Source organism: Ruegeria sp. K11 (assembly GCF_056531905.1).
Genome location: NZ_JBQFMP010000001.1, coordinates 330,991 through 353,975, shown reverse-complemented (window position 1 = coordinate 353,975; position 22,985 = coordinate 330,991). Strand labels below are relative to the sequence as shown.

The window sequence follows — 22,985 nt, the reverse complement described above, 5'->3', positions numbered from 1 at the left end:
TCTCCGTTTCCTGACCCTCAACATAGAGGTCTCATGCGGCCATAAAAGGGCGGCGTGATCACTCTTCCTCGAACAGTTCGGTCTGATCCTCGTCTTCCTCGTCCTGCCCATCGCTCAGCGGCACAGCTCCGGGCGGTGGGCGGTTTTCCAATAGCCCGGCAGCGCGCAACTCTTTCAGCCCCGGTAGATCGCGGGCATTTTCCAATCCGAAATGGTCCAGAAACTGCGGTGTGACCACAAAGGTGACCGGCCGACCCGGTGTCATGCGGCGACGCCCCAACCTGATCCATTCCATATCCAGCAACTGATCAATTGTGCCGCGTGAAACGGACACGCCGCGAATCTCTTCGATCTCGGCCCGCGTGCAGGGTTGATGATAGGCTACGATGGCCAGTGTCTCGATTGCCGCGCGGCTGAGCTTTCGGGTCTCGACTGTTTCCTTCTGCATCAGGAATCCCAGATCGGGCGCAGTGCGAATGGCCCAGGCCTCGCCCACCCGAACCACGCGGACGCCCCGCCCCTCATAGCGTTTTTGCAGCATTTCAACAGCTTGCGCCGCGTCGCTGCCATGTGGCATCCGCGCCTCAAGATCAGCGATCAACACCGGCTCGGCGCTGGCGAACAGAACCGCTTCGACCATCCGTTCCTGTTCGGCCATCGGGGGCGCTTCGAACAGGGTGCCGGTGCCTTCGTCCTGGTTGGCGTCAGTCACGGGTTTCAGTCCTTTTTCGCAGATGGATCGGGGCAAAGGTGTCGCTTTGCTTGATCTCCATATGTCCTTCTTTCACCAGCTCCAGCGAGGCCGCGAAAGTTGCCGCCGTCGCCGACCGCCTGCGCACCGGGTCGGCGTCCCAGCCATCGGGCAAATAGGTTTCCATATCCGTCCAGGTGCCCGCAAATCCGATCAGAGGCCGCATCCGTTCCAACGCCTGTTCCATGGTAAAGACAGCGTCGCGATCCATTACAAAGGGGCGGAATTCGTCACGTGTCCGGATGCGGGCATAGCCCTGCATCAGGTCCAGCAGGGTGGCGGAATAGGTCACCGTCCGCAGGCGGGTCACGTCCTCGCCCTGTCCGCGTTTGAAAAAGTCGCGCCCCAGCTGATCCCGGGCCATCAGTCGCGCGGCGGCGTCACGCATCGCTTGCAGACGCTCAAGCTGGAACGCCAGATGCGCCGCCAGTTCCTCGCCCGAGGGGCCTTCGTCATCCGGGTCTGGCGGCAACAGCAGGCGGGATTTCAGGAAGGCCAGCCATGCGGCCATCACCAGATAATCCGCCGCCAGTTCAATCCGTAACTGCCGGGCTTTTTCCACAAAAGTCAGATATTGCTGCGCCAGCGCAAGAACCGAGATCTTACGCAAATCGACCTTTTGAGTCCGTGACAAGGTGAGCAGCACGTCCAACGGGCCTTCGAACCCGTCGACGTCAACGATCAGTGCCTCGGCGGCAAGACGGTCAGCAACCGAGACCGGGTCTTCGCTGAAAAGGTTATCCTGCATATACCTGCCCGCCCATTAGGGCAGATAGTTCCGCCTCGGCGGCTGGGATGTCAAGTTCCGCTGGCTTACGGCGCATCGAAAGCGCCTTCTCCGCGCGTTTTTGCGCCTGTGCCGTCATTTCACCGGCGGCGTCCAACACTCGTTTGCGCGCTTCAAACGAACCATTGCAATGCAGAACCACATCGCACCCAGCATCAAGCGCCTGCCGGCCGATCTGTTCCGGTGCACCGGACAGCGCTTTCATCGAAATGTCATCGGTCATGATCAAACCATCAAAGCCGATCTTATCCCGGATCAGACCAATCATTTTGACTGAGATCGTAGCAGGTTGAGGGTCGATTCTGTCATAAACCAGATGGGCCGTCATCCCCATCGGCAGGTCATTCAGTGCCCGGAACGGCGCGAAGTCTTCCTGCTCTAGCGAGTCTTGTGTCAGATCCACATGCGGCAGGTCGTAATGGCTGTCCAACGTTGACAGACCATGGCCGGGCATATGTTTGAGAACAGGCAGGACTCCGCCATCCAGATGCGCATCAGCAACCGCGCGTCCCAAACCAGAAATCGTTTTTGAATCAAAACCATAGCATCGGTTCTTCAGGAAGGGGTGGGTATCCTCGCGAGCCAGATCGACCATCGGCGCGCAATTGCTGTCGATGCCCAGCTCAAACAATTCCAAGGCGATCAAGCGATAGCGCAAATACATGGCCCGTTCGGCCTGATCCCCGGCCCGCGCGACGTGATCCAGCGGTGGCATCCATTCCCGCGCCAAAGGGGCGCGTAGGCGTTGAACGCGGCCACCTTCCTGATCAATGGTGATCGGGCAGTTGCGCCCGACAGATTCGCGGAAATCATCGCAGAGGGCCCGTACCTGATCCGCGCTTTCGATATTGCGGGCAAACAGAATGAACCCGAACGGGTTCATCTCGCGGAACAGGTGTTTTTCGTCTGACGTCAGGCGCAGGCCTTCGGCATCGGTGATCGCAGCGCCGAATGTCACCGCACGGAAACCGGAATGCAATCGGCATCCTGGGCCACCAGCGCAGCACAGAACTGGCGGGATTCACTCAGATCATCAAACCCAAGCACGCGCAGACGGTAGAAGGTTCGTCCACCGCTTGAGGTTTTCTGAATAACGCGCTGTTTTCCATTCATATAATCGCCAAATCTGCTGTTCAAACGATCCCATTCGCCGCGCGCGACCTCGGGGCTTTCAAACGCTCCAAGCTGCGCCATACGGGTGCCCTTGGGCAGCGCGTCCGGGTCAACATCCAGACCCACAGCGGCTTTGACGGCGGCATTGATTGCGTCTTCGGTTTGGCTGTTTGGTGTGACGCCGCTGGGCGTCTTGCGCGCCGGGCGGACAATCGGACGCAGCGACCGACGTACCCCGGGCAGCGCAGCGATTTTGGGATCGGGCAATTGCGCCGCCAGATCAGCGGGATCAATCGCGGGTTCATCGTCGAGAGTCGTCAGCGCCGCAAGCTGGACGCCCGGAGCCTGTCCTTCGTCCGGTTTGTCCGCCTCGGTGGCCAGCTCGGCCACCAGAGCATCAACGATCCCTTGACGCAGCTTTGCCGCATCCTGTGTTGAGATTTCCTCCTCAACCTTATGCACTGCAGGCGTCGGCTTGAGGTTTTCGATCGGCGTATCTTCGTCGGCCAGAGAGACCGGACGCGGTGCCAGGATCAGGCGATCCGCCGGAGGGGCCGCCGAACCAACCGCAGCCACCGCGTTCACTGCCAGTCCCTGATGGTCCGCCGGAGTGCCGCCGGGGCTTTCCGGCTGTATGCGCATCGGGCCTTCGACCGCTCGAACGACCGGCACGCCGCTGACATCTCGAACGACCAGCTTGTATCCCCAAACACCGATGCCCGCGACCAGCGCCAGCGACGCAACGGCGCCCAGCGCGTTGACAATACGTCCCAGACCTGCCCCGCGCGGAGCCGTCTCATAGTGCTGCGTATCACCGGAATAGTCGTACCCATCCTGAGGATCGGGTTGATTCGTGTAATGCATCTGCTCGGGACGCATTTGCCCCGAGTAATCGTAACGTGCCATATCCGCCTCACCGCCCGATTGCGCCTTAAAACGTGGCGCGCGGGTCATTTCTTGCCTACCTCGTACCGGCGGTTCGGGCGATATTGATTATCGCATCTCCTGCGCCGGGGTAACGCCAAGAATACCCAGGCCCGCTGAAATCACAACAGAAACAGCCCGGGCCAGTGCGATTTTCGACTGGCTTGTGGCAACATCGCCATCCTGAATGAACCGAAGCTGGGTTTCATCATTGCCCTTGTTCCAGAGCGCGTGGAAATCCCCTGCCAATTCATAGAGATAGAAGGCAACGCGGTGCGGCTCGTTCGTGCGGGCGGCGACCTCGACCAGACGTGGCCATTCGGCCAGTTTCTTGGCGACGGTCAGTTCCGAGGCATGGTCGTTCTTGCTCAGATCGGCCGCCACGAGCGCTGCGTCATCAGCCGCAATCCCGGCCTCGGCAGCACGGCGCAGCACACTCATAACGCGGGCATGGGCGTATTGAACGTAGAACACGGGGTTCTCGCGGCTTTGTTCCAGCACCTTGTCGAAATCGAAGTCCAAAGGCGCGTCGTTCTTGCGGGTCAGCATGACGAAACGGGTCACATCAGGGCCAACCTGATCAACCACATCGCGCAGGGTAACAAAGTTCCCGGCCCGCTTGGACATCTTGAACGGCTCACCATTCTTCCAAAGCTTCACCAACTGGGTCAGCTTGATATCCAGCGGCACCTTGCCATCGGACAGGGCCGAAACGGCGGCTTTCATCCGCTTGACGTAACCGCCATGATCCGCCCCAAACACGTCGATCAGCGCGTCAAAGCCACGGGTCACCTTGTCATAGTGATAGGCGATATCCGGTGCGAAATAGGTCCATGAGCCATCCGATTTCTTCACCGGGCGGTCCACGTCATCGCCATGTTCGGTCGATTTGAACAAGGTCTGCTCGCGCGGTTCCCAATCTTCGGGCTTCTTACCTTTGGGCGGCTCCAGCACGCCTTCATAGATCAGGCCCTTGTCGGTCAGGGACTGCAGCGCAGCCTCAATCCGGCCAGTGCCGTAAAGCGATTTTTCCGAGAAGAACACGTCCATCTCGACACCCAGCGCCTTCAGGTCGGCGCGGATCAGGTCCATCATCGCGTCGGTGGCGAAGCTGCGCAGATCTTCCAGCCATTCGCTCTCTGGCTTGTCGATCAGGCTGTCACCATATTTCTCTTTCAGCGCCTCGCCAATCGGGATCAGGTAGTCACCGGGATAAAGGCCCTCGGCAATCTCGGGGCTGAGGCCATTGGCCTCGCGATACCGTTCATAGGCCGAGCGTGCCAGCACATCCACCTGCGCGCCGCCATCGTTGATGTAATACTCGCGGGTCACGTCATGGCCCGAATAGGCCAAGAGGCTTGCCAAGGCATCGCCGAACACCGCCCCCCGCGTATGGCCCACATGCAGCGGGCCGGTGGGGTTGGCCGAAACATATTCCACGTTGACCTTCTGCCCATGACCCATGGTCGAGCGGCCATAGTCGGTGCCCGCTTCAAGCACCGCTGCCAGAACACCCTGCCAGACAGACGGCGCAAGACGCAGGTTCAGGAATCCCGGCCCGGCAACCTCGGCACTGGTGATACGCTCATCCGCCGCCAGTTTCCCGGCCAGCACGTCGGCAATATCGCGCGGCTTCATCTTCGCCGGCTTCGCCAGCACCATCGCCGCATTGGTCGCCATGTCGCCATGCGCGGCATCGCGCGGCGGCTCGACCGCCACGTTGTCAAAGCTCAGCCCCTCTGGCAACGCGCCTTCGGATTGCATCTGCGCCAGCGCGTCCAGTACCAGAGCGCGGATCTCGGAAAACAGGTTCATTTCGAATGTCCTTTTGCTTGCCCGGCGGTTTACCACGCAAAGCGCCAAGGTCAATGGACGCCTAATATTTGCGCTTGGTTTGGCGCGCAGTCCGGATAGTCTCGGGCCAAACCGTACCAACCGGAGACCGCCCATGCGCCGCGCCCTGCCCCTTGCCCTGCTTCTCAGCACCGCCCTGCCCGTCTGGGCCGAAATGTCCACCCCCGAAGGCCATGTCATCCTGACGCTGGGCGGTGCTGTTGGTGAAACCAACCTGCCCGCACGCGGGGCGGATGATGGCGGGTTGCTGGGCTATCTCGAAGTCACGCATGACGGCGCTGCGGGCTTTGACGCTGCCATGCTCGACGGCCTGCCACAGATCGAGATCACCATTCCATACGGCCCACCCGACAAGCAACGCGACTATGCTTTCTCGGGCCCGTTGCTGTCTTCGGTGATGGCCATGGCCGGGGCCGAAGGCAAATCGGCCCTGCCCATGGCGCTGGACGGCTATCAGGCCGAGATCCCGTGGCAGAGCATCGAGACCCACCAACCCATCGTCGCCACCCACGCGGATGGCGCGCCGATGGGCATCGGTGGCTATGGCCCCACGATGATCGTTTTCCCCCCCACCGAGGACGCAGATCTCGCCCAGACACAGGCCGGGCAACAGGTCTGGGCGATTGCCTATATCGCGATCGAGTGATCGCCGGTCAGCCGAGCATGATCCTGCAGCGCAAACCTGTCCGTCATGCCCGCGATATAGTCTGACACGATCCGCGCCAATGCTGTCTCATCGGGTGCGGCTTCGATATCGCCGTGCCAATGCCCGGGCATCTGTTTCGGGTCGCTCAGGTAAATCGGAAACAGGTCCTCGACCACCTTGCTGACCTCGGCGCGCACCTTCATCACGCTGGGCGCGCGGTACATACGTGAGAACAGAAAGGCGCGGATTTGTTTGAGCTGCGCCCAAAGCCCGTCCGAGAACCGAATAACAGGATAGCCCAGATGCCTGATCTCCTCGACCGACCGCGCGCCTGAATCGGCGATCAGATCGCGTGAGGTGTCGATGACATCCGAAACCATCACGCCAAAGACGCGCCGCAGTGCCTCATGCCGCCTGCGATACCGGTCGAGCCCCGGATACTTCGCATCCACTGCGGCAAAACAGGCATCAATGATCGGCAATTGCTGAATGTCCGCGTCGCTGAACAACCCTGCGCGCAGCCCGTCGAACAAATCATGATTGTTATAGGCTATATCGTCCGACAGCGCGGCCACCTGTGCCTCGGCGCTGGCATGGGTATGAAGCTCCAGATCAAAGCTCTGATTGCACGCGGCCAACGCCCAGGGCAATGCGCCGACCACGGGGCCATTGTGCTTGGCGATACCCTCCAGGCATTCCCAGGTCAGGTTGCAGCCATCGAACTCGGCATAATGACGTTCCAGCTTGGTCACGATGCGTATGGCCTGCGCATTGTGATCGAAACCGCCATAAGGCTCCATCAAGGCATGCAGCGCATCTTCGCCCGTATGCCCGAACGGCGTGTGCCCCAGATCATGCGCCAGCGCCACCGCCTCGGTCAGTTCTGGGTTCAGACCCAGCGCACCCGCGATCGTCCGCGCCACCTGAGCAACTTCGATGGAGTGGGTCAGACGCGTGCGATAGCTGTCACCCTCATGCTCAACAAACACCTGCGTTTTGTGCTTGAGCCGCCGAAACGCGCTGGCATGGATAATCCTGTCGCGGTCGCGCTGAAAACATGACCGAAAGCTGCTCTCTTCTTCCGGGACCAACCGCCCGCGTGCGTGCTCCGGATCGGAGGCAAAACCCGCTCTGTTCAAAGGTCTTATCCTTGTCGCCTGTCGTCGGGTTTCATATATTGTAGCCAATAGAGGAAATAAACCTTTGGAGCCCGGCATGAATCTGCCTCCAACAGTTACCGAACGCGCCTTTGATCGTCTGGCCGAAATCGGCGCAGCGGATCAGGGTCAAGCCCTGCGTGTTGCCGTGGAAGGCGGCGGATGTTCCGGTTTTCAATATGAAATCGCACTGGACACTCCCAAAGAAGACGACATTGTGCTTGAGGGCAAAGGCGAAAAGGTGATTGTCGACGCGATTTCGCTGCCGTTTCTGGAAAATGCGGTGATCGACTTCACGCAGGAACTGATCGGCGCACGCTTTGTGATCGAAAACCCGAACGCCACCTCATCCTGCGGCTGTGGCACATCGTTTTCGATGTGAATGCATGCGGGGGTTTTGCCCCCACACCCCCAGGATATTTTCAGCCAGATGAAGAGGGATCCGCTCTCTGACCCGAAGGCCAGAGAACTTCACCTGGCGCGGTCATCGGCGTCCCCGCCTGTACCGCCTGAACACATTACATACAGACTGGTTAAGAATCCGTTGCTTCATCTGGCTAAAAATATCCCGGAGCGCGAGGCAGTGCCTCGCAACCCAGGCCGGCCACTTGCCGCTGGGGCGTTTCTGCGCGATAGGTTGCCGCAAGCATCGGAGGATCGCGCATGAAAATCGCCACTTTCAATATCAACGGCATCAAAGCGCGGGCCGAAGCCCTGCCCCGATGGCTGGATGACGCGCAACCGGATGTAGTTCTGTTACAAGAAATCAAATCAGTGGACGAGAACTTCCCCAGCGAGATTTTTGAGGCGCGCGGGTATAATGTAGAAACCCATGGTCAAAAAAGCTTCAACGGTGTCGCGATCCTGTCAAAGCTGCCGCTTGAAGATGTCTCGCGCGGCTTGCCCGGTGACACTGACGACGAACAGGCCCGCTGGATTGAAGCCACCGTTGTCGGAACGCAGGCGCTTCGGATTTGTGGATTGTATCTTCCCAATGGCAATCCCGTCCCGGGGCCGAAATATGACTATAAGCTCGCCTGGATGGAGCGGCTTTATCATCGGGCGCAGGACCTGATGGCCGCCGAGGGACCGGCTTTGATGGCAGGGGACTACAACATCATCCCGCAAGCCGAGGATGCTGCCCGGCCGAATGCGTGGCGAGAGGACGCGCTGTTTCGTCCAGAAAGCCGGGCAGCATTCCGAAAGATCCTGAATCTCGGGTTCACCGAAGCGTTTCGGGCGCGCACCCAAGGGCCAGGTCACTATTCATTTTGGGACTATCAGGCCGGAGCCTGGAACAAGAATGACGGAATTCGCATTGACCACTTCCTTCTGACGCCGCAGGCCGCTGATCTGATGCGCGATTGCCAAATTGACTCGGAAATTCGTGGGCACGAAAAGCCCTCGGATCATGTTCCGGTTTGGGTTGACCTCGATCTTTAATGGCTCAGACCGTCGGGTCGTAACCATAAACCCAATCATATCGCCGTGCCAGCCTGGGACCAATGGCCATCAAAGCAGCCTGCGCCGCCAAACGCATTGGTCCACGCAGATGAAAATTGCGCGCATTTGCGCCTGCGGCCAAGACCACTTGCTGCGCGCGGGATCGGCGGGTTGCTTCATAGGCCGCAAGGGCTTGGGTGACGCCGGATTGGGCTTCGAAAGCGCGGGTCAGAACCCACGCGTCCTCGAGCGCTAAACACGCGCCCTGGGCCATAAAGGGCAAGGTCGGGTGCGCCGCGTCCCCCAGCAGCGCCAGGCGCCCGTTTTGCCAATGCCGCGCGACAGGACGCAGAAACAGCGCCCACAGATGCACCTGCTGCACTTGTCCGAGAATGTCCCCAACAAGACCTCCGAAATCGGAAAACCGTTGCTGCAGGTCGACCGGATCCCCTTGCCGCCGCCAACCTTCTTCGCGCCAGTCCGAGCGTTCCTCGACCGCCACCACATTCATCAGAGTGTGATCGCGCAGCGGGTAGGTCACCACATGTCGCCCAGGCCCCATGGTCAGAACCGCGTGGGCGGTTTTGTCACTGCGGTTCCAAGGGATCGTAGCGCGCCAGGCGACCTGATGGGTGAATTCAGGCGCGCCCGGCCCGTTCAGCTCGGAGCGGATTACGCTTCGTCCGCCATCGGCGGCGATAGCGCATTGCGCGCAGAAGCGGGCACCATCATCAAGAACGACCTCGGCCTCGGCCGGGTGTTTGATAACGTCCTTGACACGGGCTCTTAACCGCAGGTCCACCCCGGCCCGCAGTGCCGCCTTGTGCAGCAAGCCCAACAGGTCGGCCCGGTGGTAGTAAAAGGTCGGACCGGCGGCAGGGGGTGGGATTTCACCTATCAGCCGACCAGCGCGATAGTCGCGCAGTATTGTGCCGCCGGATTTTACCGCCGCTTCGGGTTCGGCCCCCGCAACGCCAAGCGCGCGAAGAACTGCCATACCATTTGCGCTGATCTGCAATCCCGCGCCAACCTCGGCCAGTTCAGGTGCCTGTTCGAACACCGTCACCTCGGCCCCGCGTTGCCGCAATGCCAGAGCCGCCGCCAGCCCACCAATGCCACCGCCGATTACGGCAAATCTCAACCCGTCGATATTCATGGCTCTGGCTTAACGCAAAAACGCCGGAGTGGAAGACCCCGGCGTTGAATGTGTGTTCTGATGGCCAGCGATCAATCGTCGCGGTGGACCTTTTCCCGACGTTCGTGGCGTTCCTGTGCCTCAAGCGTCATGGTGGCGATGGGACGCGCGTCCAGCCGCCTCAGCGAGATCGGATCGCCCGTCATCTCGCAATAGCCATACTCGCCCTCATCGATCCGCCGCAGGGCCGAGTCGATCTTGGCCACCAGCTTTCGCTGACGATCCCGGGTGCGCAATTCCAGCGCGCGATCCGTTTCCTCGCTTGCGCGGTCGGCAACGTCCGGAATGTTACGGGTGTTGTCCTGCAGCCCCTCGATCGTATCGCGGCTGCCTGCCAAAAGTTCGGTTTTCCAGTCCAGCAGCTTACGACGAAAATACTCAAGCTGCCTGTCGTTCATAAATGGTTCGTCTTCGGCTGGACGATAATCTTCGGGCAGAAATACTTCCTGCTTCATTTTTGCTCCCTCGGTGCGGCCTGCAACGCCGAGTGCGTTTTGTTCACCTGACATGCGGCAATCCCTTCTGCGGAGCGTTTAGCTGACGGCGTCGGGAATGTCACTATGCAAACTGAGCGTCGCCGTCGCCTTATCATGTGATGTCTAAATATGAGACATCAAACAACAAAACCTTGTTTTTCTGTGAAGATTAACGGGCGATTTCTGGGCAATTTCTAAAGTGTCGCACTGAATGTTAGCGCCCGAATCAACCAAAGGCATTGGAGTCATTGCGCAAATTCGCGTCAGGCGACGCAGCGGCCTGTCTTGTAAAAATCTCTGCCGCTCTGTAACCCGATAAGCACACACGGCGCCATGAGATGAGAGGCCAATGACCGCACGTTTCCAAAGCACAGCAGATTATGTTGCAACAGATGATCTGACCATTGCGGTGAACGCCGCCGTCACACTGGAACGGCCTCTGCTGGTCAAGGGCGAGCCCGGCACCGGCAAGACCGAACTGGCCAAACAGGTGGCCAGTGCGTTGGGTTTGACGATGATCGAATGGAACGTCAAATCCACCACCCGCGCGCAACAGGGTCTGTACGAATACGATGCCGTCAGCCGCCTGCGCGACAGCCAGTTGGGGGACGAGCGGGTCCATGACGTCTCGAACTACATCCGCAAGGGCAAACTGTGGCAGGCCTTTGACGCCGACGAAAAGGTCGTTCTGCTGATCGACGAGATCGACAAGGCCGATATCGAGTTTCCCAACGACCTGCTGCAGGAGCTCGATAAGATGGAGTTCCACGTCTACGAGACAGGCGAGACGATCCGGGCCAAGCACCGCCCCATCGTCATCATCACCTCGAACAACGAAAAGGAACTGCCCGACGCCTTTCTGCGGCGCTGTTTCTTTCACTATATCCGGTTTCCGGACGAGACCACGATGCGCCGCATCGTCGAGGTGCATCACCCCGGCATCAAGGATGCCCTGCTGACCACCGCGTTGACGCAGTTCTATGAAATCCGCGACACCCAGGGATTGAAGAAAAAGCCTTCGACCTCGGAAGTTCTGGATTGGCTGAAACTGTTGTTGGCCGAGGATTTGACCTCGGAAGACCTCAAACGCGACGGCGCAAATGCGCTGCCCAAGCTGCATGGCGCCCTTTTGAAGAATGAACAGGATGTGCACCTGTTCGAACGTCTTGCCTTCATGGCGCGCAGTAAGCGTTAAACCGCCATATTTTCTTGGCGATCAACCGATCTCGGCTTGCCTTCTGTCATGCCGGGTGTCAGCATTGTTTCAAACATGGCCACAATCCGGTCGTACACCACATAATACTCAGAGCAGGACCCCCAATTGCCCGACGCCCCCGTCATCCGCGCGCTACGGCCCGAAGACCGTGCACAATGGTCCGAGATGTGGCGCGATTATCTGGCGTTTTATGAGACCGAAGTACCGGACGCCATCTATGAAAGCACGTTCGCGCGGCTTCTTGGCGACGACCCGCAGGACTTCTCCTGTTTCGTGGCCGAAGCCGAAGGCCGCTTGCTGGGTCTGACCCATTACCTGTTTCATCGCCATGCCTGGAAGGTTGAACGGGTTTGCTATCTGCAGGACTTGTTTGCCCGGCCAGAGGCGCGCGGTACAGGCGTGGGACGTGCCTTGATTCAAGCGGTTTATGACGAGGCTGACCGACAAGATGCGCCAACAGTTTATTGGCTGACGCAGGATTTCAACCAGACGGCCCGAAAGCTATACGACCGGATCGGAACCTTGACACCCTTCATCAAGTATCAGCGCCCATGAGACGGCTCGGGGTCGCGCTTCTGCTGACATTGCTGTCGGCCTGTACTTCGATCGAAACGATCGAGTTGCCGACACGCATCAAAGTGGTCGAGGCGTCGTTGCCGCCGACCAAATCCTTTGGTCTGGCGCGGCCCAGCCCTCCGGCGCGGTCTAACCAGAACATCGCCGCAGATTTCGTGTCGTTGCACTTCGCGCTGGAAAGCGGTGCCCCCCTGCCCGTTTTCACGCGATTTGAAGGCCCGGTCACCGTCAGGCTGACCGGCACCCCTGCACCATCGATGCAAACCGACCTGACCCGGCTGCTGACACGCATCCAACGAGAAGCCCGGATCGACATTCGCCAGATCTCGGACGGTCCGGCCAACATCACCATCGAGGCTATCAGCCAGAAACAAATCCGCCGCATCCTGCCACAGGCGGCCTGTTTCGTGGTGCCCAACGCGTCCAGTCTGGAAGAATATCGCCGTGACCGCCGGAAAAGCAAAAGCAACTGGACCGAGTTGCGCAGCCGCGAGCGGATCGGGATATTCATTCCCTACGACGTCAGCCCGCAAGAAGTGCGCGATTGCCTGCATGAAGAACTGGCGCAAGCGCTCGGGCCGCTGAACGACCTGTACCACCTGCCGGATTCGGTGTTCAACGACGACAATTTCCACACCGTGCTGACCGGGTTTGACATGCTGATCCTGCGTGCAGCCTATGCGCCTGAACTCCGCAACGGCATGACCCAAACACAGGTCGAGGCCGTGCTGCCCGGGGTTCTCAAACGCCTGAACCCCCGCGGAGAGGCTTTAGCGGCTCAACCGCTGTCCGACACTCCGCGTGAATGGGTCGATGCAATCCAGAACGCGGTTGGCGCAGGTGGCCCCTCGCCGCGCCGGGTTCGAGCCGCCCAAAAGGCCGCGCGGATCGGGCAGCAACAGGGCTGGACGGACCATCGACGCGCTTACCCGCATTATCTGCTGGGCCGGATGACCCAGTTCGATGATCCGGATGCCGCACAGCAACAGTTTGCGCTGGCGCAGCAATACATGAAAGCCACCCCCGGCACCGAAGTACAGCAGGCGCACGTCACCGCACAAACAGCCGCCTTTGCGCTGGCCAATGGGCGCGGCGAAGACGCCCTGCCCGAGCTTAACCAGGCAATCGACGTCATGACCCGTGCCGAAAACGCCGCGCAACTCGCGACCTTGCTGTTGCTGAAATCCGAGGCGCTGCGTCAGGCAGGTCGGATCAACCAGGCACGCGCCGTCAGGCTGGACAGTATCGGATGGGCACGCTACGGCTTTGGCTCGGATCTGGTGGTGCGGTCTGTGACACAAAGCGTGGCGCAGGCGACCTCTGTCAACACGGGTGGATAACGACACATGCTGGTGGTTGTGGGAATGGCGGTTCTGGGCGCGATCCTGGGGGGCCTGACGGCGCGCAAACGTAACGGAAGCGGCGCGGATATTGCCCAATATGCCGCCGGCTATGGCATTGCCTTTGCGCTTGTGGGGCTGATCTTGTCGCTGGTCCTTGTCCGTCTGGTGATCTGAGCGATGTTTCTGCCCTTTTTCGAAAACCTCCGCAAAGCTGGTGTTCCCGTATCCTTACGCGAATATCTGACTTTTCTGGAGGGCATGAAGAAGGGTCTGGCCACCTATGATATCGAAGCGTTCTACTACCTTGCCCGCGTGTCGATGGTGAAAGACGAGCGCAATATCGACAAGTTTGACCGCGCCTTTGCCGCCAGCTTCAAAGGGCTGGAGGATATCAGTTTCGATCAGGTGCTCGAGGCCGTCGATATCCCGGCCGAATGGCTGCAGAAAATGGCCGAGAAACACTTGAGCGACGAAGAGAAGGCCGAGATTGAGGCCCTTGGCGGGTTTGACAAACTGATGGAAAAGCTGCGTGAGCGGCTGAAGGATCAACAAGGCCGCCATCAGGGCGGCAACAAGTGGATCGGCACCGCCGGCACCTCTCCGTTCGGGGCCTATGGGTACAATCCCGAGGGCGTGCGCATCGGCCAGAAAGAAAGCCGCCACCAGCGCGCGGTCAAGGTCTGGGACAAGCGCGAATTCAAGAACCTGGATGATACGGTTGAGTTGGGCACCCGCAACATCAAAGTTGCCCTGAAACGCCTGCGCCGCTGGGCGCGCGAGGGCGCCGCGGAAGAGCTGGATCTGGATGGCACCATCCGCGCCACGGCCGAGCATGGTTATCTGGACGTCAAAACCCGCCCCGAGCGACACAACGCGGTCAAGGTGCTTTTGTTTTTGGACGTCGGCGGCTCGATGGACCCGCATATCAAAGTGGTGGAAGAGCTTTTCTCGGCCGCGCGGACCGAGTTCAAGCATCTGGAATATTACTACTTTCACAACTGCCTGTATGAGGGCGTCTGGCGAGACAATCGCCGCCGCTGGGACAAGCAAACCTCCACCCATGAGGTGTTGCGCACCTATGGGCCCGACTACAAATGCATTTTTGTCGGCGACGCGTCGATGAGCCCCTATGAGATCGCCTATCCCGGCGGTGCCAGCGAACACTGGAACCCCGAGACCGGGCAGGTCTGGCTGCAACGTGCCCGCGAACAGTGGTCGTCAAATCTGTGGATCAACCCGGTGCCCGAGAAGTATTGGGAGTATACCCACTCGGTCGGCATGATCCGCGAGATTTTCGAGGACCGTATGGTGCCGATGACTCTGGCCGGGCTGGAACAGGGCATGCGCGAGCTGACGCGATAGACCGCTTACTTGGCTCAAAGAAAAAGACCACGACAATTGCATTTGAAATCCTGCGCTGCCAAGGTAGTGTCCAGATTTTCCGACCCACCTTTCAGGATAACCTTATGTCTTTCCCCAAATTCATCACAGACTTTCCAGGACTCGACGTGCCGTTCCCAGAGGACGTCGTCACCACGGCAGTGATCAAATCCGAGGCAGGGTTGGTTGCATTCTTCACTTTTCATAAGGATATGGAACTTCCTGCACATGCACACGGCGCGCAATGGGGAACTGTGATCGAAGGCGAGATCGAACTGACCATCGATGGTTCGACCAAAGTATTTCGCCCAGGCGACAGCTATTCCATTCCGACCGGAATCGAGCATGGCGGCAAGATCAAGGCGGGCACGCGTGTGATCGATGTGTTTGAAGAAGCAGACAGGTATGCCCTCAAAAACTGACCGGCCACGCAATCCCGATTGTCTGACCGCGCCCCACCGAACAGACATGGGCAACGCGCCGCCACCAAGCGCAATTCATGGAAAGATGACCCGATGAAAGGGACGACACCGCTGACCGGGACCTGGTCGTTGATGGATTGGTATAACGAGACCGAATCCGGCCAACGCCTCTATCCCTTGGGGCCGAACGCAAGCGGTTACATCAACTACTCTCCGGATGGGTTTGTATTTGTGCACCTTATGGCGGCAGACCGGCGGTTGTTCAAAGAAAGCGACCCATTTGGCGGAACAGAAGCCGAGGATTCAGCGGCCTTCAAGTCACAGTTCACCTATGCAGGACCATATGAGTATTACGGCGATCACGTGATACATCGCGTCACGCAGGCTTCTTTTCCGAACTGGGTCGGGACAGAACAGCGTCGTCAGGTAAGATTCCTGGACGGGACACTGCAGCTGAGCGCGGCTGAGGTCGTTTTTCAGGGACAGATCGTAACAGCCTGCGTCGAATGGCAACGCTCTACCGCTTGAGCTGGCAATTTTCTGGGAAGCGAAACCCAAAAACCGATTTTGATTTGCTCTCTTTGGCAAAGACCCCCATATCCAGTTCATGCTGCGTTTGACACCGATCCTGCTGGCTGTTGGTTATGCCATTGTGATGTACCGGATTTCCGTCTGGCGCACGCATCGGGATCTGGATGCGAAATCGACGGAGTTGGCCGACCCGGCGCTGAAGCGTATGACCGACAGGCTGGCTGCGGCATTGGGGATCGAACGGGTACCGGTTTACATCTACGAAATCGACCCGGTGAACGGATTGGCCGCGCCGGACGGGCGGATTTTCATCACACGCGGGTTTTACCGCAAGTTTCGCAACGGAGAAGTATCGGCCGAGGAGATGGCCAGCGTGATTGCCCACGAGTTGGGCCACGTCGCGCTGGGACATGCGCGGCGGCGGATGATTGATTTTTCCGGCCAAAACGCGCTGCGGGCGGCGTTGATGATGCTGTTGAACCGGTTCATTCCCTTTGTGGGGGCGTGGATTGCGAATATGCTGACGCATCTGCTGGCCTCGCGCTTGTCGCGCGGAGATGAATATGAGGCGGATGAATATGCCGCCGCTTTGCTGACCAAGGCCGGGATCGGGATCGGACCGCAGAAATCCCTGTTTCACAAGCTGGAAGATCTGACACAGCAGCGGGCGGGGGTCACGCCGGCCTGGTTGATGAGTCACCCCAAAACCGATGAGCGGATAGCGGCGCTGGAGGTTTTGGAAAAGCGGTGGGGGGCAGAAGGCTAGCGTTCGTGCAGCGAGGGGCCAGCCCCTCGCGCTCCCCGGAGTATTTTTGAAAAGATGAAGATCGGGAGGTGGAGCTCAGGTTGACAGGGCTTTACCGAGACGCGGCAGGCGCGCTTTTTTCATCAGGGTGCGCAAGGTCCACTGATCGCCGGAAAGCCGGTTGGCTTCGGTGAGAACGCGGTTCGCCATTTCGCTGAGACCATGGGGATCGGCTTGCCAGAAGCCGTACAACAAGGCGTCGGGATCGCGGCGGCTGAGCCCCTCTTCAGCCAGTATGTTTTTGGGAAAATCCTTTGCATTGAGCGTCACGATCATGTCGGCGGAAGAAGAAATGGCCGTGGCGAGGACATGTATGTCGGCTGCGTCCGGCAGCCAGAGGCGGTGTTCGAGGCCCGGTGCCGGAGGGTGTTCGGCCTGTGGCCAGTTGGTCTGGCTCAGGGCGATTTCCGCACGCGCCTGTTCTTCGCCCGTTGGTCCCAGTTTGCGGGCGGCGCGGGCCCATTCTTCTAGAATTCGAGTAGACCAGATCGGTTGGAAATGTCCGAGTTTAGCGGCACCCAGAAGCATCTCGCGCATCACCGTCGGGTAGATGACGCAGGTATCGAGGACCGCTTTCACAGGCGATAGAACACGGCTTTGAGATAGCCGCTTTCGGCCAGTTGCGGCAATTGTGGGTGATCAGGTCCGGCAAAGCCCGTATGGATCAGCTGTGCCTGCCGCCCGGCCCGGCCCATCCCGCGCGAAGATGCATCCCGGAACCGGCCAAGATCGGCCGCGTGAGAGCAGGAACATAAACCGAGATAGCCACCCGGTTTAACCAGCGGCGCGGACAGGCGGGCAATGCGTTCATAGGCGCGCAGTCCAGCGTCCAGCGCTTGTTTCGAGGGCGCGAAGGCGGGTGGGTCGCAGATGACCACGTCGAACTGTGCCTGTTCCTCGCCCAGCGCTGTCAGCGTGTCAAACGCATCACCCTGGCGGATTTCAAAGCGATCAGCGACGCCCGACGCCTGCGCCCCTTGTGCGGCCAGGGCAAGCGCGGCCGCGGATCCATCGACCGACACCGCCTGATCCGCACCGCCTGCAAGCATGGCCAGACCGAAGCCGCCGACATGACTGAACACGTCCAGAACTCGTGCGCCCGGTGTAACCAGCTGCGCGGCGAAGGCATGGTTTGGGCGTTGATCATAAAACAGGCCGGTTTTTTGTCCGCCTGTCAGATCCGCCATATAAGTCGCGCCGTTCATCGGCACCGAAACCGGTGCCTTGGGTGCAATTCCGCGCAGCGTTTGGTTGACATTGTCCAAGCCTTCCAGACCACGGGTCCGGCCTGAGGCGTTTTTCAGAACCGTCGTGACCCCGGTGACCGAGATGAGCGCATCTGTCAGGGTTTGCAGATACGTCTCGGCCCAGGCGGCATTGGGTTGAATCACGCAGGTATCGCCGAAACGGTCAATGATGACACCGGGCAACCCGTCGGCCTCGGCATGGATCAGGCGATAGTAAGGCGCGTCGAAGACGCGAGCGCGCATATCCAGCGCGCGGCGCAAGCGGGTTTCGAACCAGTCGAGAGTCAACTCGGCGGTCAGGTCGCGATCCAGCACGCGACACATGATTTTCGAGGCCGGGTTCACCGCCACCAGAGCGATGGGCGCGCGCTTGTCATCTTCAAGAATCGCCAGAGCCCCTGCCGGAATTTTTCGGGTGCGTCGGTCGGCCACGATGTCATTGGCGTAAACCCAAGGGAAGCCGTGGCGCAGACCGCGCGCATTGGCTTTGGGTTTCAATCGGATACGGGGGCGGTCGGGTTGGGTCATAGCGCCCTCTTAGTGGCGAATGCACATGGGGGAAAGCCCTAGCGTTGACGCGCGCGCCAGCCGCCGCGCCGTTTTGGAGCCTGCGCCGCCTGCAGACCTTCGGCCAGCACCTGTGTCATCGGGTGATCTGCCGCCTGTGCCGAATACAGCGCATGTAGGTCCGACAGTGCCTGCCTTTGATCCCGATCAGCCGGAAGGCTCAGCGCCCAGTCCAGAAAGATGCTCCGGCATTCGGGCAACGAGATGCCGTCGATGTTATAGGCCTCGCGGATCAGGCCCTTGTGGTCGTTGGGATCGTCACTGCGCGCCATTGTCATCCTCTGCAATCACTGTGCCGATCAGCGCGGCGGCAGTGTCGTAACTTTCCTGCAGCGCGGCCTGAAGCTGTTCGACCTGTTCGAACCCGGTGGCCCGACACAGAAAAGCCGCGCCACCCTCACCGATCTTGTCGGCCTCAATCACTTTGCCCGACAGCAGCCGGGCCGCGCATTGTACCGACCAGCATAGATCGTAGCAGTCTTTCAGCGTTTGCGCCTGCGCGACATCGAACAGGCCAGCTGCGACAGCACCGTCCAGACCGGTATGCACATCGCGTTGCGCCAGTCCGGCCAGCAGGGCTCCGGTCTCGGCCATCAGCTCGATATCCATCATGCGCCCGGCTCCGGTTTTGGCATCCCAGATACCAGCGGGCGATTTCGCGGCGGCCAGACGCGCGCGCATTTCGGCCACGTCGTGCAACACCTGCGCACGATCCCTGGGATGCGCGAGAAGCGCGGTGCGGAACGCCTCGATATCATCTGCAAGGGCCGCGTCACCGGCCACCACATGTGCGCGGGTCAGGGCCAGATGTTCCCACACCCAAGCCTCATTCTGCTGATAGTTGGTAAAGCTGGCCCAACTGGTGGCCACCGGCCCCTGATTGCCCGAGGGGCGCAGGCGCATGTCTACCTCATACAGCCGCCCCTGAGACATCGGGGCCGAAAGCGCCGTGATCAAAGCCTGCGTAAACCGCGCATAATAGGTGCGGGTGGCCAACGGGCGCGGACCGTCGGACATATCCTGATCCAACGGATCGTAGATCACGATCATATCCAGATCCGATTGCGAGTTGATCCGCCCTGCCCCCAGCGATCCCATGCCCAGCACCGCAGCTCCGCGCCCCGGAGCAGGTCCGTGCTTGGCTGCAAACTGCGCCTCGACACAGGGCAGAATGGCGGCGATGACCGCACTGGCCAGATCGGCATATTGCTGGCCCGCCTGGGTTCCGGCGATCAGGCCACGCAGATGGTGAACGCCAACGCGGAAGTGCCATTCCTTGCACCACCGCCGGGCCAGGTCCAACTGGCTTTCATAGTCCGCCTCTTGCTGCAGCGCCTGTTCCAGATCAGCCTGCAAGGCGTCTTTTCCCGGCCAGTCATCGAAGAAACTGCCTCCGATCACCGCATCAAACACCGAGGCATTGCGCGACAGGTGCGCCGCCAGCGCATGCGAGGTTCCCACGATGTCGACCAGCAAATCGATCAGGTGCGGATTGGCCTCGAACAGAGAAAACAGCTGCACCCCGGCGGGCAGGCCGGAAAGGAACCCGTCAAGCGCCAGCAGCGCCTCATCCGGTTTCGCGGTCTTGGCGAGGCGCGTCAGCAATTCAGGCTTCAGCCGCTCGAATATCCGGGCCCCGCGTTGCGAACGCAGCGCCGGATAGGTCCTCCAACGCGCCATGACGCCCTTATCAAAGGAAATCTCGGGCGATGGCACGGAGGCTGCGGCACCGGGCGCAAAAAACCCCTCTGTAAGATCATGTACCTCGGTCAGGCGGCGGGTCAGGTCCGCGGCCAATTCGGTGCTGTCGATGCCCATCAGGCATGCCACCCGTTCAATACCGTCCGGCGACTGCGGCACTTTGTGGGTCTGGGCATCGTGGACCATCTGAATGCGGTGCTCAACTTCGCGATGCGCGCGATAGTGATCGGTCAGCTTCTCGGCCACGTCCTCGGGAACCCATCCCTTTTCGGCCAAAGCCGCCAGCCCCGGCACCGTCCCGCGTACACGCAGATCGGGGTCGCGCCCCCCGGCAATCAACTGTCGGGTCTGGGTAAAAAACTCGATTTCGCGGATACCGCCCTGCCCCAGTTTCATGTCGTGCCCCGGAATGGTCAGGGCCCCACCCGTTCCCTTGTTCTCGCGAATGCGCAGGCGCATGTCATGCGCGTCCTGAATGGCAGCGAAGTCCAGGTGCCGCCGCCAGACGAAGGGGCGCAACGTATCCAAAAAGCGCTGGCCTGCCGCGACATCTCCGGCACAGGGCCGCGCCTTGATATAGGCGGCTCGCTCCCACGTGCGACCGAGGCTTTCATAATACCGCTCGGCAGCCTCAGCCGCGATGCAGACCGGGGTGACAGCAGGGTCGGGCCGCAGACGCAGATCCGTGCGAAACACATACCCGTCTGCCGTCTTTTCGCTGAGCGTGGCACAGAAATTCCGCGTCGCCCGCACCATCCCCTGACGCGCCTCATAAAAGTCATCAGGGTCGAATCGGGTCTCGTCAAACAGCACGATCAGATCGATATCCGAGCTGTAGTTCAGCTCATGCGCACCCATCTTCCCCATCGCCAGAATGATCATACCGGCGGCCGTTTCGGCGTCTTGCTCGGTCATACCCGGCAGTTTACCGCGCCGGATCAGGGCCTCGATCTCGGCCCTGGCGGCCACATCAGCGGCTAAAGCGCCGAAATCCGTCAGCGCCGACGTGACTTTCTCCAAAGGCCAAGCCCCTGCCAGATCGGCCAGGGCCGTCAACAAGGCCACCTGCCGCTTGGCCTGACGCAATCCCGGTTTCAACTGATCCCGGGGCAATTCCTGCGCTGTTGCCATCACCTGTGCCAGCGCCTGATCCGGGTCCTGTAAAGCCTCCGGCAGCCACATTCTTTCGCGCTCGATCAGACTTTTCAGGTAGGGGCTCGACCCTGCAGCACCCGCAATGAGGTCACCGTGATCCGGCCCCACATCGACCTGCTGTCTGGTCTCTTCGCCCAGCGACGGATCAAACGGATGCGGCATACGCCGGATAGCGATTGGCCCGGTCATTGGTCCTCCAACGGGGTATCCTGGCTGAAACTGTTGATCCAGACGCCATTGCGCCGTTCCCATAGCGAGGTGATCAGCATGGCCTCCCCTTTGTCCGCGCCAGGGCGCTGATAATCTGCACGATAAGACAGAAGCACAATGTCCGGTGCCAGAACGCGCAACCTTTCGTCGCTGAGGTCGAACCGCGCCATGGTCGGGGCGTCGGCAAACTGACCCACGTGATCATCCCGGTTGGCGAACCCGCTGGGATAGACACCCAGGAAATCAGGGCTCAGCAACGCCCGGTCCGCAGCGGCGTCCCCTTCGACCAAAGCCGCCCACACCTGTTTCTCGAGATCCAGAATTTCAGCAAGCGACGGAGGGGATGTAGTCTCGGTATTGTTCATAGCCGGAACCTGCGCCTGATCCGAACCGAGGTCAACCAATCAACCGCCACCGCACATAAATGTAAATCTTTTTCACATTCACCTCTTGCATCGCCAGCCGGGCTCCCCATCTAGACAATGTGAATAAGATTTACATCAACCCGGAGATCAAAATGACCGCATTGTCTGAAACCGCCGTCCCTCAAAATCCGGGATGGCTGCACCGCGCTGAAACCTGGATGGACGCCAAGGGCAAAGGGGCCTGGATCGCCGCTATGGTTCTTGGTTTCATCTTCTTCTGGCCCGTTGGCCTGGCCCTTCTGGCCTATATGATCTGGAGCAAACGCATGTTCAGCAAATCCTGCAGCCGCCGTACGTCCTGGAACAGTCACATGAGCGCGATGAAACCTTCCGGCAACAGCGCCTTTGACGCCTACAAGGCCGATACGCTGGCCCGGCTGGAGCGCGAGCAGAAGGAGTTCGAGGCCTTCCTGCACCGTCTGCGCGAAGCCAAGGACAAGGCCGAGTTCGATGAATTCATGGACGAACGCGCCCGCGACAATCGCGATGACACCGAAAACGGTGCACAACCTGCTTGATCCAGCCTTGCCCTGTCCCGATCTTCGGGACAGGGTGCCTTTGACCAATAACCGGACCAAGACATGACCAACCTGCCTGATCCCGACAGCCAGCCGGAATTCTACCAATCCGTCGCCACCAAGCGTTTCTTCGCATGGCTGTTTGATATCGCTTTCATCTCGCTGCTGTGTACGGTGGCCATCCTGTTTACAGCCGGGCTGGGCCTGTTCTTTCTGGCCCTGATCTATGCCGTGCTCAGCTTCATTTACCGCGTCGTCACCATCTCGAACGGGTCAGCGACGCTGGGAATGCGCTTCATGGGGATCGAACTGCGCGACGCATTTGGCGAACGGATGGATACCGGCAAGGCGGTTGCCCATACCGCCGGATACTTCGTCAGCATGGCCTTTCCGATCCTTCAGATCATCTCGGTCATCATGATGATGACCAGCGCCCGGTGTCAGGGTCTGACCGACACGTTTCTTGGCACGGTCATGATCAACCAACGCGCCTGAAAATCACCTGCGTGAAGGGCTTGGCGGACCCGGGAACGGTTGCTATCA

The 22,985-nt window shown here is 60.0% G+C and carries 26 protein-coding genes; 13 read left to right on the top strand and 13 right to left on the bottom strand.

What is annotated here, in order from left to right; translation table 11 throughout:
* Positions 1–58 precede the first annotated feature (58 nt).
* From scpB to argS, 5 genes are read right to left on the bottom strand one after another with little or no spacing between them, the layout of a single operon-like run.
* Positions 59–712 (bottom strand): SMC-Scp complex subunit ScpB, encoded by a 654-nt coding sequence (gene scpB, locus ACR0K4_RS01765; RefSeq protein ID WP_480515293.1) that lies wholly within the window; start codon positions 710–712, stop codon positions 59–61.
* Positions 705–1,499, bottom strand: a complete 795-nt coding sequence (locus ACR0K4_RS01760; protein ID WP_480852581.1) for a segregation and condensation protein A — start codon at positions 1,497–1,499, stop codon at positions 705–707. Before ACR0K4_RS01760 ends, scpB begins: the two co-directional genes overlap by 8 nt.
* Positions 1,489–2,496, bottom strand: coding sequence for a beta-N-acetylhexosaminidase (nagZ, locus tag ACR0K4_RS01755; protein ID WP_480852709.1), 1,008 nt, complete (start codon positions 2,494–2,496; stop codon positions 1,489–1,491). Before nagZ ends, ACR0K4_RS01760 begins: the two co-directional genes overlap by 11 nt.
* A complete protein-coding gene (locus ACR0K4_RS01750) occupies positions 2,493–3,605 on the bottom strand; it encodes an SPOR domain-containing protein (protein WP_480515297.1) in 1,113 nt (370 codons plus the stop codon). Before ACR0K4_RS01750 ends, nagZ begins: the two co-directional genes overlap by 4 nt.
* Before the next feature lie 39 nt (positions 3,606–3,644).
* A complete protein-coding gene (argS, locus tag ACR0K4_RS01745; protein WP_480852580.1) occupies positions 3,645–5,390 on the bottom strand; it encodes an arginine--tRNA ligase in 1,746 nt (581 codons plus the stop codon).
* Positions 5,391–5,523: 133 nt separating this feature from the next.
* On the opposite strand from argS, the gene ACR0K4_RS01740 reads away from it, so the two are divergent.
* The gene (locus ACR0K4_RS01740) at positions 5,524–6,075 is read left to right on the top strand and encodes a putative pterin-binding protein (RefSeq protein ID WP_480852579.1); all 552 of its coding nucleotides are present in this window, start codon (positions 5,524–5,526) and stop codon (positions 6,073–6,075) included.
* Here ACR0K4_RS01740 and ACR0K4_RS01735 read toward each other — a convergent pair.
* Complete coding sequence (locus ACR0K4_RS01735; protein WP_480852578.1) at positions 6,057–7,214, bottom strand: deoxyguanosinetriphosphate triphosphohydrolase; 1,158 nt, start codon at positions 7,212–7,214, stop codon at positions 6,057–6,059. The genes ACR0K4_RS01740 and ACR0K4_RS01735 overlap by 19 nt on opposite strands.
* A gap of 76 nt (positions 7,215–7,290) precedes the next feature.
* On the opposite strand from ACR0K4_RS01735, the gene ACR0K4_RS01730 reads away from it, so the two are divergent.
* Both ACR0K4_RS01730 and xth read left to right on the top strand, forming a co-directional pair.
* Complete coding sequence (locus ACR0K4_RS01730; protein ID WP_480515305.1) at positions 7,291–7,614, top strand: HesB/IscA family protein; 324 nt, start codon at positions 7,291–7,293, stop codon at positions 7,612–7,614.
* Between the two features lie 281 nt (positions 7,615–7,895).
* Complete coding sequence (gene xth, locus ACR0K4_RS01725; protein ID WP_480852577.1) at positions 7,896–8,675, top strand: exodeoxyribonuclease III; 780 nt, start codon at positions 7,896–7,898, stop codon at positions 8,673–8,675.
* Between the two features lie 4 nt (positions 8,676–8,679).
* Here the strand turns inward: xth and ACR0K4_RS01720 are convergent, their stop codons facing one another.
* Both ACR0K4_RS01720 and dksA read right to left on the bottom strand, forming a co-directional pair.
* Entirely contained in the window at positions 8,680–9,831 is a 1,152-nt protein-coding gene (locus ACR0K4_RS01720) for an FAD-dependent oxidoreductase (RefSeq protein WP_480852576.1), read from the bottom strand.
* A 71-nt stretch (positions 9,832–9,902) separates the two neighbouring features.
* Positions 9,903–10,325 carry an RNA polymerase-binding protein DksA gene (gene dksA, locus ACR0K4_RS01715; protein WP_480515311.1) on the bottom strand — a complete coding sequence of 141 codons (423 nt, stop codon included), beginning with the start codon at positions 10,323–10,325 and terminating at the stop codon, positions 9,903–9,905.
* 370 nt (positions 10,326–10,695) lie between these two features.
* Here dksA and ACR0K4_RS01710 point away from each other — a divergent pair, with 370 nt between their 5' ends.
* From ACR0K4_RS01710 to ACR0K4_RS01675, 8 genes are all read left to right on the top strand, one after another.
* A complete protein-coding gene (locus tag ACR0K4_RS01710; protein ID WP_480515313.1) occupies positions 10,696–11,541 on the top strand; it encodes an AAA family ATPase in 846 nt (281 codons plus the stop codon).
* 186 nt (positions 11,542–11,727) lie between these two features.
* Positions 11,728–12,117 carry an N-acetyltransferase family protein gene (locus ACR0K4_RS01705; RefSeq protein WP_480515890.1) on the top strand — a complete coding sequence of 130 codons (390 nt, stop codon included), beginning with the start codon at positions 11,728–11,730 and terminating at the stop codon, positions 12,115–12,117.
* The gene (locus ACR0K4_RS01700; RefSeq protein ID WP_480852575.1) at positions 12,114–13,478 is read left to right on the top strand and encodes a DUF2927 domain-containing protein; all 1,365 of its coding nucleotides are present in this window, start codon (positions 12,114–12,116) and stop codon (positions 13,476–13,478) included. The genes ACR0K4_RS01705 and ACR0K4_RS01700 overlap by 4 nt, the downstream gene beginning before the upstream one ends.
* A gap of 6 nt (positions 13,479–13,484) precedes the next feature.
* Positions 13,485–13,655, top strand: a complete 171-nt coding sequence (locus ACR0K4_RS01695) for a hypothetical protein (protein ID WP_480515317.1) — start codon at positions 13,485–13,487, stop codon at positions 13,653–13,655.
* Positions 13,656–13,658: 3 nt separating this feature from the next.
* Complete coding sequence (locus tag ACR0K4_RS01690; protein WP_480852574.1) at positions 13,659–14,843, top strand: vWA domain-containing protein; 1,185 nt, start codon at positions 13,659–13,661, stop codon at positions 14,841–14,843.
* A gap of 104 nt (positions 14,844–14,947) precedes the next feature.
* Entirely contained in the window at positions 14,948–15,283 is a 336-nt protein-coding gene (locus ACR0K4_RS01685; RefSeq protein ID WP_480852573.1) for a cupin domain-containing protein, read from the top strand.
* 93 nt (positions 15,284–15,376) lie between these two features.
* Positions 15,377–15,811, top strand: a complete 435-nt coding sequence (locus tag ACR0K4_RS01680; protein ID WP_480852572.1) for a lipocalin-like domain-containing protein — start codon at positions 15,377–15,379, stop codon at positions 15,809–15,811.
* Positions 15,812–15,890: 79 nt separating this feature from the next.
* Positions 15,891–16,580, top strand: a complete 690-nt coding sequence (locus ACR0K4_RS01675; protein ID WP_480515324.1) for a M48 family metallopeptidase — start codon at positions 15,891–15,893, stop codon at positions 16,578–16,580.
* A 75-nt stretch (positions 16,581–16,655) separates the two neighbouring features.
* Here ACR0K4_RS01675 and ACR0K4_RS01670 read toward each other — a convergent pair whose 3' ends face one another.
* From ACR0K4_RS01670 to ACR0K4_RS01650, 5 genes are read right to left on the bottom strand one after another with little or no spacing between them, the layout of a single operon-like run.
* Positions 16,656–17,198 (bottom strand): RSP_2648 family PIN domain-containing protein, encoded by a 543-nt coding sequence (locus ACR0K4_RS01670; protein ID WP_480852571.1) that lies wholly within the window; start codon positions 17,196–17,198, stop codon positions 16,656–16,658.
* Positions 17,195–18,394, bottom strand: coding sequence for an RSP_2647 family RNA methyltransferase (locus ACR0K4_RS01665; RefSeq protein WP_480515328.1), 1,200 nt, complete (start codon positions 18,392–18,394; stop codon positions 17,195–17,197). The genes ACR0K4_RS01670 and ACR0K4_RS01665 overlap by 4 nt, the downstream gene beginning before the upstream one ends.
* Before the next feature lie 38 nt (positions 18,395–18,432).
* The gene (locus ACR0K4_RS01660; RefSeq protein WP_480515330.1) at positions 18,433–18,705 is read right to left on the bottom strand and encodes a hypothetical protein; all 273 of its coding nucleotides are present in this window, start codon (positions 18,703–18,705) and stop codon (positions 18,433–18,435) included.
* Positions 18,692–21,478, bottom strand: a complete 2,787-nt coding sequence (locus ACR0K4_RS01655) for a [protein-PII] uridylyltransferase family protein (RefSeq protein ID WP_480852570.1) — start codon at positions 21,476–21,478, stop codon at positions 18,692–18,694. Before ACR0K4_RS01655 ends, ACR0K4_RS01660 begins: the two co-directional genes overlap by 14 nt.
* Positions 21,475–21,903, bottom strand: a complete 429-nt coding sequence (locus ACR0K4_RS01650; RefSeq protein WP_480852569.1) for a nuclear transport factor 2 family protein — start codon at positions 21,901–21,903, stop codon at positions 21,475–21,477. The genes ACR0K4_RS01655 and ACR0K4_RS01650 overlap by 4 nt, the downstream gene beginning before the upstream one ends.
* Before the next feature lie 113 nt (positions 21,904–22,016).
* Between ACR0K4_RS01650 and ACR0K4_RS01645 the strand changes: the two genes are divergently transcribed.
* Together ACR0K4_RS01645 and ACR0K4_RS01640 are read left to right on the top strand one after the other, a co-directional pair.
* Complete coding sequence (locus tag ACR0K4_RS01645) at positions 22,017–22,442, top strand: DUF2852 domain-containing protein (RefSeq protein ID WP_480515336.1); 426 nt, start codon at positions 22,017–22,019, stop codon at positions 22,440–22,442.
* A 63-nt stretch (positions 22,443–22,505) separates the two neighbouring features.
* Positions 22,506–22,937, top strand: a complete 432-nt coding sequence (locus ACR0K4_RS01640; protein WP_480515337.1) for an RDD family protein — start codon at positions 22,506–22,508, stop codon at positions 22,935–22,937.
* Positions 22,938–22,985 lie beyond the last annotated feature (48 nt).

Coding starts and splice junctions, on each gene's coding strand:
- ACR0K4_RS01760 (WP_480852581.1), bottom strand. CDS start 1,499: ATGCAGGATAACCTTTTCAGCGAAGACCCGGTCTCGGTTGCTGACCGT.
- ACR0K4_RS01750 (WP_480515297.1), bottom strand. CDS start 3,605: ATGACCCGCGCGCCACGTTTTAAGGCGCAATCGGGCGGTGAGGCGGAT.
- argS (WP_480852580.1), bottom strand. CDS start 5,390: ATGAACCTGTTTTCCGAGATCCGCGCTCTGGTACTGGACGCGCTGGCG.
- ACR0K4_RS01740 (WP_480852579.1), top strand. CDS start 5,524: ATGCGCCGCGCCCTGCCCCTTGCCCTGCTTCTCAGCACCGCCCTGCCC.
- ACR0K4_RS01730 (WP_480515305.1), top strand. CDS start 7,291: ATGAATCTGCCTCCAACAGTTACCGAACGCGCCTTTGATCGTCTGGCC.
- xth (WP_480852577.1), top strand. CDS start 7,896: ATGAAAATCGCCACTTTCAATATCAACGGCATCAAAGCGCGGGCCGAA.
- ACR0K4_RS01720 (WP_480852576.1), bottom strand. CDS start 9,831: ATGAATATCGACGGGTTGAGATTTGCCGTAATCGGCGGTGGCATTGGT.
- dksA (WP_480515311.1), bottom strand. CDS start 10,325: ATGAAGCAGGAAGTATTTCTGCCCGAAGATTATCGTCCAGCCGAAGAC.
- ACR0K4_RS01710 (WP_480515313.1), top strand. CDS start 10,696: ATGACCGCACGTTTCCAAAGCACAGCAGATTATGTTGCAACAGATGAT.
- ACR0K4_RS01705 (WP_480515890.1), top strand. CDS start 11,728: ATGTGGCGCGATTATCTGGCGTTTTATGAGACCGAAGTACCGGACGCC.
- ACR0K4_RS01700 (WP_480852575.1), top strand. CDS start 12,114: ATGAGACGGCTCGGGGTCGCGCTTCTGCTGACATTGCTGTCGGCCTGT.
- ACR0K4_RS01695 (WP_480515317.1), top strand. CDS start 13,485: ATGCTGGTGGTTGTGGGAATGGCGGTTCTGGGCGCGATCCTGGGGGGC.
- ACR0K4_RS01690 (WP_480852574.1), top strand. CDS start 13,659: ATGTTTCTGCCCTTTTTCGAAAACCTCCGCAAAGCTGGTGTTCCCGTA.
- ACR0K4_RS01685 (WP_480852573.1), top strand. CDS start 14,948: ATGTCTTTCCCCAAATTCATCACAGACTTTCCAGGACTCGACGTGCCG.
- ACR0K4_RS01680 (WP_480852572.1), top strand. CDS start 15,377: ATGAAAGGGACGACACCGCTGACCGGGACCTGGTCGTTGATGGATTGG.
- ACR0K4_RS01675 (WP_480515324.1), top strand. CDS start 15,891: ATGCTGCGTTTGACACCGATCCTGCTGGCTGTTGGTTATGCCATTGTG.
- ACR0K4_RS01665 (WP_480515328.1), bottom strand. CDS start 18,394: ATGACCCAACCCGACCGCCCCCGTATCCGATTGAAACCCAAAGCCAAT.
- ACR0K4_RS01660 (WP_480515330.1), bottom strand. CDS start 18,705: ATGGCGCGCAGTGACGATCCCAACGACCACAAGGGCCTGATCCGCGAG.
- ACR0K4_RS01655 (WP_480852570.1), bottom strand. CDS start 21,478: ATGACCGGGCCAATCGCTATCCGGCGTATGCCGCATCCGTTTGATCCG.
- ACR0K4_RS01645 (WP_480515336.1), top strand. CDS start 22,017: ATGACCGCATTGTCTGAAACCGCCGTCCCTCAAAATCCGGGATGGCTG.
- ACR0K4_RS01640 (WP_480515337.1), top strand. CDS start 22,506: ATGACCAACCTGCCTGATCCCGACAGCCAGCCGGAATTCTACCAATCC.